Here is a 16,797-nt window from a genome sequence, read left to right as displayed (position 1 = left end):
CTATTTTCCCTTGCGAAGACGGTGGCTAACCATGTCGAGAACCGCACCTTCATTTTCGTCGGGCATAAGCCCCAAACGGCGCGCAACCTCCTGATAGGCTTCGGCTTCGCCGCCCAAATCACGACGGAACCGATCCTTATCCAGCTTTTCACCGGTTTCAATGTCCCACAAACGGCAGCCATCGGGACTGATTTCGTCCGCCAGAATGATCCGCGAAAAATCGCCATCGAACAATCGGCCGAATTCTAATTTGAAATCAACAAGACGAATTCCGATGGCGGCAAACATGCCGCACATGAAATCGTTAATGCGGATGGCCATCGAACTGATGTCCTGCATTTCTTCCTGCGTGGCCCAACCGAAACAGGCAATATGCTCTTCGGCGACCAAAGGGTCACCTAAACTGTCGTCTTTATAGCAATATTCCAGCAGGGTATGGGGCAGTGGTGTGCCTTCTTCAATGCCGAGCCGCTTCGACAATGAACCTGCTGCCACATTCCGAACAATGACCTCAATGGGAACGATCTCGACCTGACGCACCAGTTGTTCGCGCATATTCAGGCGACGGATGAAATGGGTCGGGATGCCGATGTGCGAAAGCCGGGTAAAAACATGTTCGGAAACCCGATTGTTAATGACACCTTTGCCCGAAATCGTTCCCTTTTTCTGGGCATTAAATGCAGTCGCATCGTCCTTGAAATATTGGATGAGCGTGCCTGGTTCAGGACCTTCATAAAGGATCTTGGCCTTGCCTTCATAGATTTTGCGACGGCGGGTCATATATGGTCCCTGACTTATCTTGAAATGATATGCCCCGGCAACGAAGGTCCTTCTTGGACTCAACGCAGCCGGGGCCAATCGGGATGCTATAATCCATTGCAAGCGCAGGTGCAATTCGAGATAGGATGATAGGCCGGAAACGTAAAATATTTGCCAGTCATCAAAGGATCGCTTTTTGTCCATCGACCTAGATTTGCTGATGCGCGCCTATGCAAGCGGGATATTTCCGATGTCCGACGCCAGGGATGATCCCGACACATTCTGGATTGAGCCGGAACTGCGAGCGATTTTGCCGCTAGATGCGTTCAAACTGTCAAAATCCCTGGCCAAGACAATCAGGCAGCAACGATTTGTCGTCACGGCGGATCGCGCGTTTGCGCGTGTGATCGCAACCTGCGCCGAATCAAGGGCGGACCGGCGCGACACATGGATCAACCCCGATATCGAAGACGCATTTTGTGAATTGCACCGGCGTGGCCATGCCCATAGCATTGAATGCTGGGCCGGTGACGAATTGGTCGGTGGTCTTTACGGTTTGGCCATGGGCGGCGCATTTTTTGGTGAAAGTATGTTTTCGCGTGCGACCGACGCCTCGAAAGTCGCACTTGCCTGGCTTGTTGCGCGCCTAAAAACAGGCGGCTTCTCTCTGCTCGACTGCCAATTTATGACCGACCATTTACAAAGTCTGGGCGCAATCGAAATTAGCCAAGCGGATTATCTGCGGCTTTTGGAAGCCGCGCTTGGACGCAATTATCAGGTGTCAGTCGTATTTTCCGCATCGCCCGCTTCAACGGTTGGTGCGTCTGGCGCAGGTGATTGGGGTGCGCTCGATGGCTTTTTGGCCGCAGGGGCGGTTCCGGCGCCGGATGATTTTTCTTCCGCAGCCTCTTCCTCGCCCGGGAAGCTCATCTTGCAGGCTTTGACCCAAATATCATAAATGGGGTGTTCAACCACATTGGCAGCGGGATTTTCTTTGAACAGCCAGCCTGAAAAAACCTGACGCCACCGTTCGGCCTGCGTGGATCCGGGTGGACGTTCGTTGATGATGAGCTGGACGAACGCTCCTTCATCGGGGCGGGTTTCCCAAGGCGCTGTTTTTTCGCAGGCGCGCACCCGCACAACAACTTTGCCAAATCTGATGGCTTCACCCGGCTTTAACTCGATATCGCGGGTCTGGCCGTTGCGTTTGTTCAGCATTCCAAGAACGGCTACACGCTCGGCCATTGGTGTGCCCAATGTCTTGCCGGCCGAGATTGTAATCTTGTCGTTAGTTGCCTGCGCCTTCCCGGATTTTGCAGGGGCCAACGCAGTCTCATTCTCGTTTGGTGATCCGCATGCGGCCAGCATTGCCAAAAATGGCATCAGCATCAATCCGCGCGAAAATGTCATGATGCGTCGGGACTCCACGCCTCATAATCTCCGGTGGCGCGGGCGCGATGGCCCCCATGCTCAATGGACCCGGCGGGGCGATAGGCATTTGTGGTACCCGTCAGATTAGGAATTGGGGCCGTTTCGAAACCGCGTGCGGGAGGAAGATAGCTTTCAGGGTCACCGTCATGTGTTCCGTGCAGCCAGCCATGCCAGTCCGGCGAAACACGGCTTGCGTCATTTGCGCCATTATAGATAACCCAGCGACGCTTGCCGTCGGCAGATTGATAATAGCTGTTGCCGGTTTCGTCTTGACCGACCGGCATGCCTTTGCGCCAGTTAAAGATGGCCGTGCCGATGGTGGCTCCGTCCCACCAAGTGAAGATTTTTCCTAAAATTCCCATAGTCTGTGCGATTAGGGCCAAGCGGGCGCCGGTGCAATCCCTATTTGGACTGCCAAACGACCTTGTCCCCCGCCGCAATTCCGAGTTCGGAGGTCAACCCACCCCTCAATTCGAGAACCGATGCAACAGGCTCCCCCGAACTTACTGGCTCGGTCGAATAGGGCACGGTGTTTTCGGCAATACTCTCAATTGTTCCATTTTCGCGGATGAAGATGATGTCGAGTGGAATGACCGTATTCTTCATCCAGAAACTTGCGATCTTTGGTTCGGGAAAGGGGAAAATCATTCCTGTATCATCCGCCAATTCGGTCCGGAACATCAGGCCTTTGGCCTGTTCCATGGAATTGCGCGCAATTTCGACGGTAAACGATCGCTTTTTGGCACCGCTGAAAATACATAATTTTGCCTGGGCAAGTCCGGCGACGGATTGCTCCAGCTGAGTGTTGGTCGCGCAGGCATTTGCCTCACTGCCTCCATTGGCTGGCAATGTGCACGCCGCCGCCGCCAGAGTCAGAATAATGCATCCAAACTTCATAAATAGTTCGCACTTCATTTTTTGGAATCAGTTTCGATTTTTGCACAGCTTATCGCCGCCGCGCCAGCCTGCTTTATAAAGCAAGTCCCCTTTCCACCAATGCTAATATTGCCCGAACCGCGATTAAATATCTCGGCCCCTTCGTCCACAGTTGCAGTCGAAACTGCATTACCAATATGTTCCAGGCGCAGCTTTCTTATTGAAGCTGCCTCGGACCTGAAGGATCCGGCCCCCTCGATGGTAACGCGTGCATCGGTAATTCTGCCGCCACCCACAAGGATTTTTCCATTACCGTTGATCGTCGCGGTAAACTGGTTGGAGACCAGCTTACCGATATCGATCGTGCCATTTCCGGCAAGTAATATCCGGGCAAGGTTTTGTTGTCGCACCTCTGTTATGGTCAGGACGCCATTTCCGCTTAGGGTGATGTCTTTGATATCCTGCGTTGTCAGAACGACGCGCAATGGCGCGACGATCGGGACACCACGATTGTTGTTGATGATATCCTGCAACCGCACCCGCAATGTAGTGCCGACCCGCTCCAGCTTTAACGAGTCAAGCACCCGCTTATCGCCGCTGGCGATAGCAGAGGGCGATTTTCCGGTAAGGATGGTGACGTTGATGTCGCCGATCACCACGATGTTTTCAAAACTTGCGACCAATAATTTGCGTTCAACCGGCTTGTTGACTTGCGCCCCGGATGCGCCGCTGAACATCATTATGGCTATTAAGAAGCCAATCGCGCTTCGCCCCATTCGACCCAGCCCAGCCATCGCGGTGTCCTTTTCATATAATGGCCCTGCGCCGCATCGGTCGCAAAGCCTGCTGCCGATATGGCGCGTGTTACAGGTCGGGTCAAATGGCAACCGCCTGCGACATGTTTCCATAGCGGTTCAATCCGTCCCTGCCATTTGGCAGGAGCTGGGTCGGGCGCCAGGCCATGTTCAGCAAATAGCAGCCTGCCGCCGGGTTTAAGGACCCGCTTTGCCTCTGCCAGAGCGGCATCGGGGTCTTGCACCGAACACAGTGTGAAAGTTGTGACTATCGTGTCAAAACTCTCTTTTGCGTACGGCAGGGCCTCGGCGATGCCAGTGATGAAATCTGCCCGACGCCCCTGCTGCATCAATTCAGTTTTCGCACGTTCCAGCAATTCTGCGGATGGATCGATACCGGAAAGACTGCGAACCTTATACCAGTCATAAAATTGCAGATTGGCCGCGCCGCCACAGCCCAGTTCCAGAACATCGCCCGAAGCTTGGGGAATTATTCTGGCGCGGCTTTTCATGATGCCCGGTTGCCGACAGGCGCAGCCGATCAACCCGGGTACAACATGCCTGTCCCAAAAACCGCTCATGAACAAGTGACGTTGCCCGACCCCATTTTTGAGGTCGTGCATCTTGCACCACCTGTCACCTCGACATCGCCGCTACCTGCAATGCTGACATCCACTTTGCCCGAGGCATTCAGCTTCAGGTCACCTGATCCGGCGATGGACACTTCGGCGTCGGTGGTCGCCAGCTTGACAGCATCGACGGTACCTGCACCGGCAATGGAATATTTTGCGCTGTCCACTTTTCCGCCCAGCTTTGCTTCGCCCGACCCGGCGATGCTGATGTCGAGTTTTTTACCGGTAAGTGCGCCGATTGTCATGTTGCCCGAGCCGGCAATAGACAGGTCGAGGTCATCGGACGTCATTTTGTCTGCAGTAAAGTCACCCGACCCTGCCAATGCGGCTTTGTCGATGAACGGGGCGGTAACAGTAATGGTGGCTGCCTGCGCGCTATCGCCAAACCATTTGCCCTTGGTGCGACCAATGCGAAGCGAACCATCATCCAATTTATAGCGTAAGGTAGCCAGGGCTTCGGCACTCCCCTCGGCCTTGATACTGAATGTGTCGCCGACGACGTAGATGATGTTATCTGGTCCGGCACCTTCGATTTCGGTAAACGAGCCTATTTTTGCAGCGGTCGTTTCAATCTTGGTTCCGTTGGCAAGACCATTATCGGAGCCGGAAATATCCTCCGCTGCGTCCATCACGGAATAGCCGCAGGCTGAAACTGTTAACGCGGCTGAAGCTACAATCAGGTATTTTGTTTTCATGGCTCACTCCGTCTGTATTGCATCAATAATACACTAAAATGGCTGGAAATCAACAAAAAAAAGGGTGCCGTTTTTAGCACCCTTTAGATTTCCGGTAAGGAAATTCTTAATCCGCTTTTTCGTAATATTGTGGTGCTGCCTCGTTCAGAACGGCGAGGATTTTTTGCAGTGCGGCTTTCTCGTCGGTCTTTTCCATCGCAGCCAGTTCGCGGGCCAGACGGCTTGATGCCGCTTCGAAAATCTGGCGCTCGGAATAGCTTTGCTCGGGCTGATCGTCCGGGCGGAACAGGTCGCGCGTTACTTCGGCAATCGACACCAGATCGCCGGAATTGATCTTCGCTTCATATTCCTGTGCGCGGCGCGACCACATGGTGCGCTTTACCTTTGGCTTGCCGGTCAGCGTGAACATCGCTTCCTTCAGCGTCTTGTCCGATGAAAGTTTCCGCATTCCGACGCCTTCGGCCTTGTTAAAAGGAACGCGAAGGGTCATTTTTTCTTTTTCGAACCGCAGAACGTAAAGTTGAAGTTGCATCCCTGCGATTTCGGAGTCTTGCAGTTCGATCACGCGGCCTACGCCGTGCTTTGGATAAACTACATAATCACCTACATCAAATATCGCCGCGTTGGACGTCATGTTCGGACCCTTTCTGATTTTTCGGGATAAATTGGCTTGTCCGGTAACATCAAGTTACCCATAAGACTTATCTGTTCATCCCTTGCGCTTGTCGTCTGCCAGACCCGATAGTCCGTGCAATTCCTGACCGTTTTCGGCCTGCTGTCACGCAGTGTAACAGATTCGCAATAAATTTTCAATGCCTGCTTTACAGAGGTGTCAATAAGACCCTTCTCGTCGATGGTGAACCTAGGGTCAGAGCCACTTAAATAGCGCTCAACCTTCTGACCCGGTCATTATCTTCACTATGGTCATCCGTGCTGATCGGTTTGATATCGGCCGAATTCATCCAGCATAGATCCATATGGGCCAGAACGCGATCATCATGGCTGCGGATCGAAACGGGTAAAATGGGCTGCCGGTCCTGTTCATCGACCAACACCGGATTGGAAGGCACGCCGGTCCCCCATTTTTCGCCCCATTGGCGCAGGGCAATCATGGTCGGCAGCAGGTCCAACCCCTTTTCTGTCAGCCGATATTCGACTTTACGCCGGTCATCGGGGCAGGGCGTACGATGCAGAATGCCGCTTTCCGTCAGCCGTGTCAGCCGGTTCGCAAGTATGTTGCGCGCGATGCTGATTTCCGACAGGAATTCTTCAAAATGCCGGATACCGTTGAATGCGGCGCGCAGGATCATGAATGACCACCGCTCGCCCATCGCTTCTAGCGCCGTTGGTAGACCACATTCCAAAATGTCGTGCAGCGATTCTCTTAATTCACCCATAATCCATCCTCTGGCACAGAGCCTGTGCCGCCTTCCAAAAAAATGCAACAGATAATCAGTTTTAAGTTGCAACTAAAAACCTAATATATTAGGTAGTGATTCGCAACTGGTTTTCCAGAGGCGCGGAACGCAAACTTAAAGAATATAAAGTTCGGGTGGGCGCTCTGCTGATTTGCAAAGCTAAAAGGAATTGAATATGACTCTCTCCCAAGTTTCTTCGCGCATCGGCGCCCTCGCCGCCGCTTCCGTCATCAGCGCCACTTTGTTGTTTGTAGCGCCTCAAGCACATGCCGCATCGAGCGGTCCTTATTACAAGGTTGAACTGGCCCAGCCCGCCGCGTCCAAGCAGGAATTGCTCCGCAGCGTATTCGTAAAGTGTGAAGGTACGGCCTGCCGCGCGCCAATGGCGTCGACCGCGCCTAAGAATATGTGCATCAGCATCTCCCGCGAATTTGGTCAGGTTTCCGCTTTTAGCGCTGGCGACCGCGTTTTCACGGCAGAAGAAATCGCTGCATGCAACGGCAATCAAAAAGAAGTGATTGCGAAAAACTAAATCCCGGATTTTTCGGCTCCTCTCTCCTTCTTACCCCCCCCTTTGCCAGCCAATGGCTGGTAAACTGAGAGCCGAAAACCCTTGCGCCGGAGCGCAACGATGGAGAAATTTCACCATCGCTGCGCGACCGGTGCATTTTTTTGTTGCATGCTCAAAGCAATAACCCAACGTGTTACCCTATGATGCGGCAATATGAACTGGTTGAGCGGGTGCGTGCTTATGACCCGGACGTCGATGAAGATCGGCTTAACCGGGCTTATGTGTTCACGGTGCAAATGCACGGCGCGCAAAAACGGGCCAGCGGTGATCCTTATTTCAGCCATCCGGTCGAAGTTGCCGGTTTGATGACCGACCTCAAAATGGATGAGGACACCATTATAACTGCGCTGCTCCACGATACGGTGGAAGATACGCTGACCTCGATAGAGGATATTGAAAGCAAATTTGGCCCCGAAGTCGCCCGGCTGGTCGATGGCGTCACAAAGCTGTCGAAAATCGAGGCGCAGACCGAAGATGAGCGCGCTGCCGAAAACTTACGCAAATTCCTGCTCGCTATTTCGGACGATATCCGCGTCCTTTTGGTCAAATTGGCCGACCGGCTGCATAACATGCGGACGTTGCACTTTATCAAAAGCCCGGAAAAGCGGCGCCGCATCGCCAAGGAAACAATGGACATATATGCGCCGCTGGCTGAGCGCATTGGCATGTATGAATATATGCGCGAAATGCAGTTGCTTGCATTTCAGCAACTCGAGCCCGAAGCCTATGAAACCATCACTGGCCGACTGAAACAAATCCGGGAAAAGGCGGATGTCGAAATTGACCAGATTAACCAGACCATTGCCTGGGAAATGGAACAGGCCGGACTTAAAATAAGGATTTCGGGTCGGGAAAAGCATCCCTATTCGATCTGGAAGAAGATGCAGGAACGCCATGTCGCGTTCGAACAATTGACCGACATTAATGCATTTCGCGTCATCGCGGAAAGCGAAGAGGATTGTTATCGGGCCTTGGGCGTCCTGCACCGGCGGTGGCAAATGGTCCCGGGCAGGTTCAAGGATTTCATTTCGACGCCGAAACGCAACGGCTATAAATCAATCCACACCACAATCATGTTTGCCAAAAATATGCGGGTGGAGGTCCAGATCAGAAGTCAGGAGATGCATCGCGCCTCTGAATATGGGTTTGCCGCGCATTGGGCCTATAAACAATCCGACAAGCCTGACGGGCAGGCCGGATGGTTGCGCGACCTTATCGAAATTCTGGAAACCAGCCAGGATGCGGAGGATATTCTCGAAAACACGCGCATGGCGATGTATCAGGACCGGATATTCGCCTTTACCCCCAAAGGCGCTTTGCACCAATTGCCCAAGGGGTCGACCGCCGTTGATTTTGCCTATGCGGTTCATACTGATTTGGGGGACAAGACGGTCGGCGCAAAGGTTAACGGGCGCCATGTGCCGCTACGTACACAGCTTAACAATGGTGACATGGTCGAAATCCTGAAATCAAAAGCGCAGGAACCGCAGTCAACCTGGCTTAACTTCGTGACAACCGGCAAGGCCCGCGCCGCCATTCGCCGCCATGTCCGGCACCGCGAAAGGGATGAACTGGTTGCCATTGGCCGCAAACTATATGAAGAAATCGCCGAACGGTTACCGGGCAAAATTGGCAAGAAAGCGCTGAGCGCCGCCGTTGAACGGTTGAAACTGGAAAGCGAAGAGGAATTGATGCACCGTATCGGTGCCGGCAAGATCAATGATCGCACATTGATGGAAATTCTTGTGCCCGGTTTCGACGCAGACGGGGCGCAGCTTGATTTTCCCAATCAGGAACGGGCGATTTCGATCAGGGGACTTACCCCTGGTGTCGGCTATCATCTGGGGGATTGTTGCCACCCTATTCCCGGCGACCGTATCGTTGGCCTGCGCTTGCCTGGGCAGCCTGTTGAGGTGCACACCATCGATTGTGACCGGCTGGCGTCGGGTGTCGATGCGGACTGGGTTGACTTAAGTTGGGGTAAGGGCAGTGACGGGGCCTCGGCACGGCTTCGCGTGGTGATCCATAATCGTCCCGGTACATTGGGCGAAATTGCGGGGATATTCGGATATCATAAGGCGAATATCATGAACCTGCGAATGTCTGCACGCGATGTGGAGTTTCATAGCTTTGAAATCGACCTCGAGGTCCATGACTTGCCGCATCTGATGCGGATCATATCGGCCCTGCGGGCCTCTGAATCAGTGGCAACTGCAGACCGGGTGTATGAATAGCGCCGGGAATTTGCGGCATAAGATAGGGCTATTACCCTTTGGCTTGGCGCGTTTTTTGCGCTTTGCGATCACGCAAAAGTGACAAAAAGGGGCCGCCGCATAGGCTGCCCCTTTTTGTCGTTATGTTCCTGCTATTATACTGCGAATCTATAATCCTTGGATTTTTGCAAAACCCTCAGAAAATATTCCTTCATCATCAGGAAAGTTGTATCCGAGATTTTGACAAAAATCCGGCGACCATCCCAATCATCCCGCTCGCGGTAGATATATCCAATTTTTTCGAGCGTATCTATGTAACGAAGCCCTGTAGTATGTGGCATATTTCCGGCAGTTGCGACCGCGCTTACAGAAATATTTTTCCCATTCAGTCTGGCGGAAAACACGTCGATCAAAATATCCCAGCAAGGATCAGAAAACAGATCCTTGTGGATCATCTTGTTACGCAGATTTCTATTTTCCAGATATTTCTGAACGAAATCGCTCAAATATCTGTCATCGCTACTTTCAAAGATTTCGCTTCTAATCTCATTTTCGACCTTCTCGGAAATTTCAGCAATATTAGATTTGATAGCCGACAGCTCATCTATTATCTGATTTATCCCCATACCGCCCCCTTTTTAGCGGTGGCTCAGCCTTCCATGGTTATGTGCACCTGTTTTCGAATGTAAAGACGACAGTAAAATGACCAGCAAAATCGGATAGGCAATGTACATCGACAAAAGCCCGTAAGGCTTCTCCAAAATGTCGTCGAACATCAACCGCTGTATATGAATCAGCAACCCCACCAACTGCCATCCTGTCGCCCAATAGGGCCAAAAACGGCTACTGAATAACGCAAGGGACCAGAACCCCGCCAAAACCAAAAGATCAATGATGAAAATTGGAACCGCAAACGCTCCCCATATGCCACCCCAGGTCACGGCGCTTGACACCACAGACCCGAAGAACGCTATCCACGCACCCGCCTTTTCACAAGATTCACCGCGCCAATGGGCGGCGATTATTGTAGCCAGCAGGACGGCATAATAGGTCGCGACATGCGGTTCCATTAACTCAAGCGACAGCTCTTGGTTGAATTACGACCTCATCGGCCGCTTCATTTGCTGCATTGCGATCCCCCGTTGCACCTGGCGATCTTGGTTTGTCTGTGCCTGCACCAAACATGCGGGCACCAAGGCCGACCTGGCGTTGGGTTTCGCTTAGGGCATGGTGGGCATCGGTGACCATTTGGCGCACCTGGCCCGCGGCGGCGATAGCTTGCGTTACTTTTGTAACTGCATCCTGGCCGACGATGGCGGACATGTTTGTTTCGAACCGTGCGACCGGAAGGGTTCCTGCCAATTTGGCGAGTTTGATGATTGCTTGATCGATGGCGTCCTCAGCTTCGTGAAGTTCAGCAGCGATTTTTTCGGCAGCTACTACTCTTTGTTTCAACATGGTCCAGTATCCTTAGCCAATCGAACGACGATCTGTTCCGTGTTCGATTCTTTTGAGAGAAAGCTCGGTCAGGATAACATTGCCCCCAGTCCGAGCATTACGGCATAGAGAGCGGCAAAAGCCATTATTGTTCCCATGGCTATCAGCACCGGCCACAGCAAACGCTCTCCAAATGAATCGGTATTATGTGGCCTCCTTTCGGTGGGGAAGGGCGGTCGCATCCACATCGGTGTCGGCTGCCATTCTTCCTGCTGAGGCCCTAAGGGGTGACCGAATTCTCCTTTGATACCAATAACGGACGGTTGATAACTCAATGGTTGATAGGTGTTGGGATCGAGATGTTCAGCGACAAGGATGGCCGCCTTGGTTCGGGAATCGACGCCCAGTTTCCGAATGGCAGTGCGAATCCGCTCGTCCACCGTGTGGGACGACACGCCCATGATCCGGGCGATTTCCTTCGAGTTTTTATGTGCGTAGACAAAGCGCAACGTTTCGATTTGAACGGCGCTAAGACGAGTGACTGGATGTCCCTGTTCGATGCCCACGCCACATTGTTAAACGATTTTACAGTCGATTTCGACAATTTTCGGATAAAATTTGTCAATTTGGTTTATGATAGTGATAAACCATCATAATTATCCAATAGTGCCTTACCAAATTTCCGATTGGGATAGTTGGGTGAACTTTGGCACCGCGACACAGATACCGGTCACAGCCCTTCGATAACTTCTTCGGGGTCCGCATAGACGAACCGTTTCGCCAAATCAAATGCGTGGCCTGCGCGAAGAAAAGCCCGCAATTGCTTTTGTCTTTTTTCCGGCGGGGCGGCTTCTTTGGCGAATGGACCGATGCGTTTGCGCCGGGCAAAATTCTCAGCCGCGGCAAAGCGGGACCGGTCTGCCTCTTCGCGCGCATTAACCCTGTCCTGTTCGGCAATGCCGGCGGCCCGCAGATCATCATCCAGGCGCCTTTTGCCAAAGCCGCGCCGGACAAGTGTCCGGCTGCGCGCCTCGGCAAATTGTGCGTCGTTGATATAGCCCAGTTCGCATAATCTTTCGGTTAGCGCATCGACATCGGGGCCGCTGGCATCGTCCCAACCCCGTTCGTTGATCTTTCGCCGAAGATAGCTGGCGAGCTTTGCCTGGCTTGTTGCATATTTACCGACATAGTGCAGCGCCAAACCGCGCATCCGTTCCGCATTCAACGGCGGCGGCGGGGTTTTGGCGGGGTGTCTGCTCATTGCGCCCTATTCTTGCCACAGTCGGGTCGAATTTTGAACTGGTATCAGTGACTAAACCATCACCTTAACAAAATTGTAACGTGGACGTGGGTCCTGAAATTAATGGGAAACAATATGAGCGAACTTTCGAGCACGCCGACGCAAGACAGCTTGCCACGCCGTTTTTCGGATTTTGCAACATTGGGCGAAGCGCTGGACTATGCCGCTACCGGCAATCGCGGATTGAATTTCCACGACATGCGCGGGGCCTTAGCGCGGCCCTATCCGTACCGCGAAATGCGCGGCGATGCGCTGCAAATGGCCTATCGCCTGATCGGCCACGGCATTGAAAAAGGCGACCGTGTCGCGCTGGTTGCCGAAACTGGATCCGATTTTGCCGCGCTGTTCTTTGGTTGCGTCTACGCCGGTGCGTGGCCGGTGCCATTGCCGCTGCCGACTTCCTTTGGCGGCAAGGAAAGCTATGTCGATCAATTGTCGGTCCAGCTCAAAAGTTGCGATCCCAAGATTTTGCTCTACCCGGCCGAATTGTCCGAAATGGCGGGCGAAGCGGCCATGGCATGCGGCGTCGAGGGACTGGATTGGGAGGGCTTTTCAGACCGCATCGCCCTCAAATCCGAATTGCCGCAGGCGTCACCTGACGAAATCTGCTATTTACAATATAGCAGTGGATCGACGCGCTTTCCGCATGGCGTGGCGGTAACGCACAAGGCTTTGCTCAACAATCTTTCGGCGCACTCGCACGGGATGGAAGTGACCGAGAATGACCGCTGCGTATCATGGTTGCCATGGTATCATGACATGGGCCTGGTCGGGTGCTTCCTGTCGCCGGTGGCAAATCAGGTGTCGACCGATTACATGAAAACCGAGGATTTTGCCCGTCGCCCGCTTGCCTGGCTCGATGTCATCAGCGCCGCCGACGGAACGGTGATCAGCTATTCGCCGACCTTTGGCTATGACATTTGCGCGCGCCGGATATCCAGCCAGAGCCATGTCAACGACCGGTTCGACCTGTCGAAATGGCGGCTTGCCGGAAACGGGGCAGACATGATCCGTCCAGATGTCATGCAGGCTTTTGTCGACGCATTCGGCGATGCGGGTTTCAAGGCTTCGTCCTTTTTACCGAGCTATGGCCTTGCCGAGACAACCTTGGCAGTGTCGATCATGCCACCGGGCGAAGGCATTCAGGTGGAACTTGTCGAGGAAACCGAGCTCACCGGACATCCGGGCGCTGCGGATCGGCCGATCCGCTATCGCGCTATCGTGAATTGCGGCAAGGCGGTCAAGGATATGACCATCCAGATCCGTGACGAAAATGGCGCGTGTCTGGCGGACAAAACAATCGGTAAAGTGTGGTGCAGCGGGCCGTCCTTGATGAAGGAATATTTCCGCGACAAGGAATCGACGGACGCCTGTCTGGTCGATGGATGGCTCGACACTGGCGATATGGGCTATATGTCGAAGGGTTATATCTACATTGTTGGCCGCGCCAAGGACATGATCATCATCAATGGCAAGAACCATTGGCCGCAAGATATCGAATGGGCGGTGGAACAGCTCCCCGGGTTCAAAGCCGGTGATATCGCTGCCTTTTCCGTCACGACACCCGGTGGCGAAGAAACCCCTGCCGTGCTTGTCCAATGCCGCACAACCGATGAAGATGAACGCGCCAAGCTCCGTGAGCAGATCCGCGACAAGGTCCGGTCAGTTACGGGTATGAACTGCGTTGTCGAATTGGTTCCGCCACGGACGTTACCGCGGACAAGTTCCGGCAAAATGAGCCGGGCAAAGGCCCGTAATCTATATCTTTCCGGAGAGATACAGCCCTATGCAATTGCAGCATAGCCTGAAGGCTTCCCCCTACGTAAATTGGTTGATATCCGGTAAAGTTTAGGAACCGTTGATTTTCAACAATAAAATTGTACCCCAACGCGATATTTCGTGGTGCATGATTACCTTTGAGTAAGGTTCGCGCGCTAAACGAAACAGGTGATAAAAAAAGACGCGTATCTGGAATTGCCAAGCGAGCTTTCGTTCAAGGCGTTATTGGGCCTTGCCGAGCCAGTAGGCATGGATGGCGACATCATGCGCGGTATCCAGGCAAGGACCATGCGCCAACGCACAACCCTGCGCGTGGCATTGAATCTGGTCTGTGCGATCATGGCGATTTTTCTGTATAAGGGCGTTGCGCCGGTTTGGGCGACTGCATCATGGGCGGTGATTTTTAGCGGCTTTCATCTATATTCTTTTCACCAGTTCGGGACAAAATGGGTGTGGGATCGCCCCCAATTGAACCGGGAAGATGTCAACAAACTTAATGCCCATTCGGCCATAACCGCCGTCATGTGGGGGTCGGCTTTCGGGTTTCTTGGAACCAGCGGTTCAATCATGGAACTGCTCGGGCTATGGTCCATCGTGCTCGGGATGATGGTCTATGCCTCATTGCTGCTGCCAACTGCACCGATGGCGGCGACCATCTTTATCAGTATAACCAGCCTGTGTGCCGGTCTCGGTTTCATTTATCATGGCGGCTATTATCTGACCGTGTCGTCCTGCGGCATAGGGGCGTTGCTGATTATGGCGTGCTTGCGTTCCGCCCGAGCGCAGATATTGTTCGAAGTGGCCAACAGCATTGTTCAGGAAAAATCGGAAACGGTGAGCCTTTTGCTGCGTGAATTTGAAGATAGCGGCGCGGATTGGCTTTGGCAGACAGATACGTCGCGGTGCGCCACTCATGTGTCGCCCCGATTTGCCTATGCATTGGGCGAAGATGCCAAAATCATCGAAGGGCAACCGCTTTTGAAACTCATTGCCGGTGATGCTTGGGAAAAGGGCCAATATCCCGAGGCATTGCACAGCCTTGCTGACCGGCTAAAACGCCGCGAATCCTTTAGTAACCTGATCGTACCCGTCACTATCAAGGGCATCACCCGTTGGTGGGAATTATCAGCCTCGCCGCGCCATGCCGAAGACGGCAGCTTTCTGGGATTCAGAGGTGTCGGGTCGGACGTAACCGAGCAACGTGAATCGGCGGACAAGATTTCCCATCTGGCGCGCTTCGATACCCTGACGGGCTTGCCCAACCGGCTGCAACTGACCGAGACTTTGGCCGAGGCATTGACTGATGCGGATAAATGGCGCCGTCGCTGCGGCTTTATGATGATCGATCTTGATCGGTTCAAGGCCGTCAATGATACATTGGGTCACCCGGTCGGCGACCGTTTGCTGGCGCAGGTTGCAAGGCGATTGCAATTGATAATGTCGGACAACGAATTATGTGGCCGCCTGGGCGGTGACGAGTTTGCGGTGGTTATCAAAGACGCGACCGATAGCAAATATGTGTCGGCGTTGGCGCGGCGTATCATCGAAAGCCTTTCACGGCCTTATGAGATTGATCAAAACACCCTGTATATTGGGGCGAGCATCGGCAGCGCATTGGGGCCAATGGATGGGCGGACCGTTGAACTGCTGATGCGGAGCGCCGATCTGGCTTTATACCGGTCAAAAGATCAGGGTGGAAACACGCACCATAATTACCAGCACAAGCTGCACGCCAATGCCGAAGAGCGCAGGCTGATGGAATTCGAACTGCGAAATGCGCTTGAACGCGAGCAACTGCACGTCGAATATCAACCCGTCGTCAATGCTGATGGTGACAATATTTTGGTTGGTTTCGAAGCCCTGCTGCGGTGGAATAACCCGAAGTTCGGGAATGTATCGCCAGCGAAATTCATACCAGTGGCAGAAGATGCGCGGTTGATCGTCCCTATTGGCGACTTTGTTCTGCGCCGTGCATGTAAAGACGCGATGAGCTGGCCCGAAACAACACGGGTTGCGGTCAACATTTCGGTGGACCAGTTGACCAGCACCAATTTTGTGGAAACCGTTATTTCTGCATTACACGATAGTGGTATGCCCGCATGGCGGCTGGAACTGGAAGTGACCGAAAGCATATTTCTGCGCGACGGCACATTGGCGGTGCAAGTGCTGGACCGGCTGCGCGGACTGGGTATCAAACTCTCGCTCGACGATTTTGGAACGGGATATTCCTCGCTCGGATATTTACGCAATGTCCGGTTTGACACGATCAAGGTCGACCGCAGCTTTGTGCAGGGTGCGGCAAAGAATAAAGCTGAAAGCCTCGCGATCATTCGCGCCGTTGTTGCCCTTGCCGACAGTCTGAATATCGCCACAACAGCAGAAGGCGTTGAAACCGAGAGCGAGCTGGCCATGATCCAGCAATTGGGCTGCAAGAAAATACAGGGCTATTATTTCGGGCGACCCATGGTTTTTGCCGATAGCCTTGAACTGTTCAAAGGCCCAAGGCGCAATGTCGCTTAGCACCAAAGCCGGTTAAAGTATTTCAAATATCTTTTCCTGAGGCCGACACAGCAGCACGCCTTTTTCGGTTTCCACAAATGGCCGCTCGACCAAGATCGGGTGCAAGACCATGGCATCCAGAATGGCATCGGCAGAGGCCCCTTCGAGTAGCCCCAGTTCTTCGGCAGGCGATCCCCTCGTCCGCAATGCTTCGCGGGGTGTCAGGCCTGCATCATGGAAAAGTTGAACAAGCTTGCCGCGTTCAAAAGGTTTGTCGAGATAATGGTGGACGGTCAATTCGACATCGGGTGCCGATTGCAAAATTTCCAATGTTTTGCGCGAGGTACCGCAATTGGGATTGTGCCAGATAGTCGCCAACATGTGAATTGCCTT

Annotated in this window: 19 protein-coding genes and 1 pseudogene; 5 read left to right on the top strand and 15 right to left on the bottom strand. The window is 53.3% G+C overall.

Annotation, left to right across the window (positions count from 1 at the left end; translation table 11 throughout):
- Complete coding sequence (purC, locus tag EUU23_RS08185) at positions 1-780, bottom strand: phosphoribosylaminoimidazolesuccinocarboxamide synthase (RefSeq protein ID WP_160353675.1); 780 nt, start codon at positions 778-780, stop codon at positions 1-3.
- A 199-nt stretch (positions 781-979) separates the two neighbouring features.
- On the opposite strand from purC, the gene aat reads away from it, so the two are divergent.
- The gene (gene aat / locus EUU23_RS08180) at positions 980-1,717 is read left to right on the top strand and encodes a leucyl/phenylalanyl-tRNA--protein transferase (protein ID WP_218939620.1); all 738 of its coding nucleotides are present in this window, start codon (positions 980-982) and stop codon (positions 1,715-1,717) included.
- A gap of 35 nt (positions 1,718-1,752) precedes the next feature.
- Here the strand turns inward: aat and EUU23_RS14140 are convergent.
- The 8 genes and pseudogenes from EUU23_RS14140 to EUU23_RS08140 form a co-directional block, all read right to left on the bottom strand.
- A pseudogene (locus EUU23_RS14140) lies at positions 1,753-1,977 on the bottom strand (DUF2155 domain-containing protein); the annotation flags it as partial.
- Between the two features lie 188 nt (positions 1,978-2,165).
- A complete protein-coding gene (locus tag EUU23_RS08170; RefSeq protein ID WP_160353673.1) occupies positions 2,166-2,552 on the bottom strand; it encodes an NADH:ubiquinone oxidoreductase subunit NDUFA12 in 387 nt (128 codons plus the stop codon).
- 40 nt (positions 2,553-2,592) lie between these two features.
- A complete protein-coding gene (locus tag EUU23_RS08165; RefSeq protein WP_160353672.1) occupies positions 2,593-3,087 on the bottom strand; it encodes a DUF192 domain-containing protein in 495 nt (164 codons plus the stop codon).
- A 14-nt stretch (positions 3,088-3,101) separates the two neighbouring features.
- Complete coding sequence (locus tag EUU23_RS08160) at positions 3,102-3,806, bottom strand: GIN domain-containing protein (protein ID WP_160353671.1); 705 nt, start codon at positions 3,804-3,806, stop codon at positions 3,102-3,104.
- 8 nt (positions 3,807-3,814) lie between these two features.
- Positions 3,815-4,483 (bottom strand): class I SAM-dependent methyltransferase, encoded by a 669-nt coding sequence (locus EUU23_RS08155; protein WP_246156378.1) that lies wholly within the window; start codon positions 4,481-4,483, stop codon positions 3,815-3,817.
- Positions 4,438-5,187, bottom strand: coding sequence for a head GIN domain-containing protein (locus EUU23_RS08150; RefSeq protein WP_160353670.1), 750 nt, complete (start codon positions 5,185-5,187; stop codon positions 4,438-4,440). Before EUU23_RS08150 ends, EUU23_RS08155 begins: the two co-directional genes overlap by 46 nt.
- Positions 5,188-5,293: 106 nt before the next feature.
- The gene (locus tag EUU23_RS08145) at positions 5,294-5,821 is read right to left on the bottom strand and encodes a CarD family transcriptional regulator (protein ID WP_160353669.1); all 528 of its coding nucleotides are present in this window, start codon (positions 5,819-5,821) and stop codon (positions 5,294-5,296) included.
- Positions 5,822-6,065: 244 nt separating this feature from the next.
- Positions 6,066-6,584 (bottom strand): winged helix-turn-helix transcriptional regulator, encoded by a 519-nt coding sequence (locus EUU23_RS08140; RefSeq protein WP_160353668.1) that lies wholly within the window; start codon positions 6,582-6,584, stop codon positions 6,066-6,068.
- A 196-nt stretch (positions 6,585-6,780) separates the two neighbouring features.
- Here EUU23_RS08140 and EUU23_RS08135 point away from each other — a divergent pair, with 196 nt between their 5' ends.
- Together EUU23_RS08135 and EUU23_RS08130 are read left to right on the top strand one after the other, a co-directional pair.
- Positions 6,781-7,137: a CC_3452 family protein gene (locus EUU23_RS08135; RefSeq protein ID WP_160353667.1), complete on the top strand. Its 357-nt coding sequence runs from the start codon at positions 6,781-6,783 to the stop codon at positions 7,135-7,137.
- 179 nt (positions 7,138-7,316) lie between these two features.
- Positions 7,317-9,410: a RelA/SpoT family protein gene (locus EUU23_RS08130; protein ID WP_160353666.1), complete on the top strand. Its 2,094-nt coding sequence runs from the start codon at positions 7,317-7,319 to the stop codon at positions 9,408-9,410.
- Positions 9,411-9,544: 134 nt separating this feature from the next.
- On the opposite strand, the gene EUU23_RS08125 is transcribed toward EUU23_RS08130, so the two are convergent.
- The 5 genes from EUU23_RS08125 to EUU23_RS08105 all read right to left on the bottom strand — a co-directional run bounded on the left by EUU23_RS08125 (position 9,545) and on the right by EUU23_RS08105 (position 12,087).
- Positions 9,545-10,015 carry a helix-turn-helix domain-containing protein gene (locus EUU23_RS08125; protein ID WP_160353665.1) on the bottom strand — a complete coding sequence of 157 codons (471 nt, stop codon included), beginning with the start codon at positions 10,013-10,015 and terminating at the stop codon, positions 9,545-9,547.
- 12 nt (positions 10,016-10,027) lie between these two features.
- The gene (locus EUU23_RS08120) at positions 10,028-10,459 is read right to left on the bottom strand and encodes a hypothetical protein (RefSeq protein WP_160353664.1); all 432 of its coding nucleotides are present in this window, start codon (positions 10,457-10,459) and stop codon (positions 10,028-10,030) included.
- A 4-nt stretch (positions 10,460-10,463) separates the two neighbouring features.
- Positions 10,464-10,847, bottom strand: a complete 384-nt coding sequence (locus tag EUU23_RS08115; protein ID WP_160353663.1) for a hypothetical protein — start codon at positions 10,845-10,847, stop codon at positions 10,464-10,466.
- Positions 10,848-10,915: 68 nt separating this feature from the next.
- On the bottom strand, positions 10,916-11,392 hold the full coding sequence (locus EUU23_RS08110) for a helix-turn-helix transcriptional regulator (protein ID WP_343032699.1): 477 nt from the start codon (positions 11,390-11,392) through the stop codon (positions 10,916-10,918).
- A 164-nt stretch (positions 11,393-11,556) separates the two neighbouring features.
- Complete coding sequence (locus EUU23_RS08105; RefSeq protein WP_160353662.1) at positions 11,557-12,087, bottom strand: regulatory protein RecX; 531 nt, start codon at positions 12,085-12,087, stop codon at positions 11,557-11,559.
- Between the two features lie 114 nt (positions 12,088-12,201).
- On the opposite strand from EUU23_RS08105, the gene EUU23_RS08100 reads away from it, so the two are divergent.
- Both EUU23_RS08100 and EUU23_RS08095 read left to right on the top strand, forming a co-directional pair.
- Positions 12,202-13,929, top strand: a complete 1,728-nt coding sequence (locus tag EUU23_RS08100; protein ID WP_246156376.1) for a fatty acyl-AMP ligase — start codon at positions 12,202-12,204, stop codon at positions 13,927-13,929.
- Between the two features lie 144 nt (positions 13,930-14,073).
- On the top strand, positions 14,074-16,425 hold the full coding sequence (locus EUU23_RS08095) for a putative bifunctional diguanylate cyclase/phosphodiesterase (protein ID WP_343032698.1): 2,352 nt from the start codon (positions 14,074-14,076) through the stop codon (positions 16,423-16,425).
- A 12-nt stretch (positions 16,426-16,437) separates the two neighbouring features.
- Here the strand turns inward: EUU23_RS08095 and EUU23_RS08090 are convergent, their stop codons facing one another.
- On the bottom strand, positions 16,438-16,785 hold the full coding sequence (locus EUU23_RS08090) for an arsenate reductase family protein (RefSeq protein ID WP_160353660.1): 348 nt from the start codon (positions 16,783-16,785) through the stop codon (positions 16,438-16,440).
- Between the last annotated feature and the right edge of the window lie 12 nt (positions 16,786-16,797).

This window comes from Sphingorhabdus profundilacus (assembly GCF_009769755.1).
Classification (GTDB): domain Bacteria; phylum Pseudomonadota; class Alphaproteobacteria; order Sphingomonadales; family Sphingomonadaceae; genus Sphingorhabdus_B; species Sphingorhabdus_B profundilacus.
Note: the sequence above shows the minus strand (reverse complement) of the source record. Positions and strands in the feature narration are given on the sequence as shown.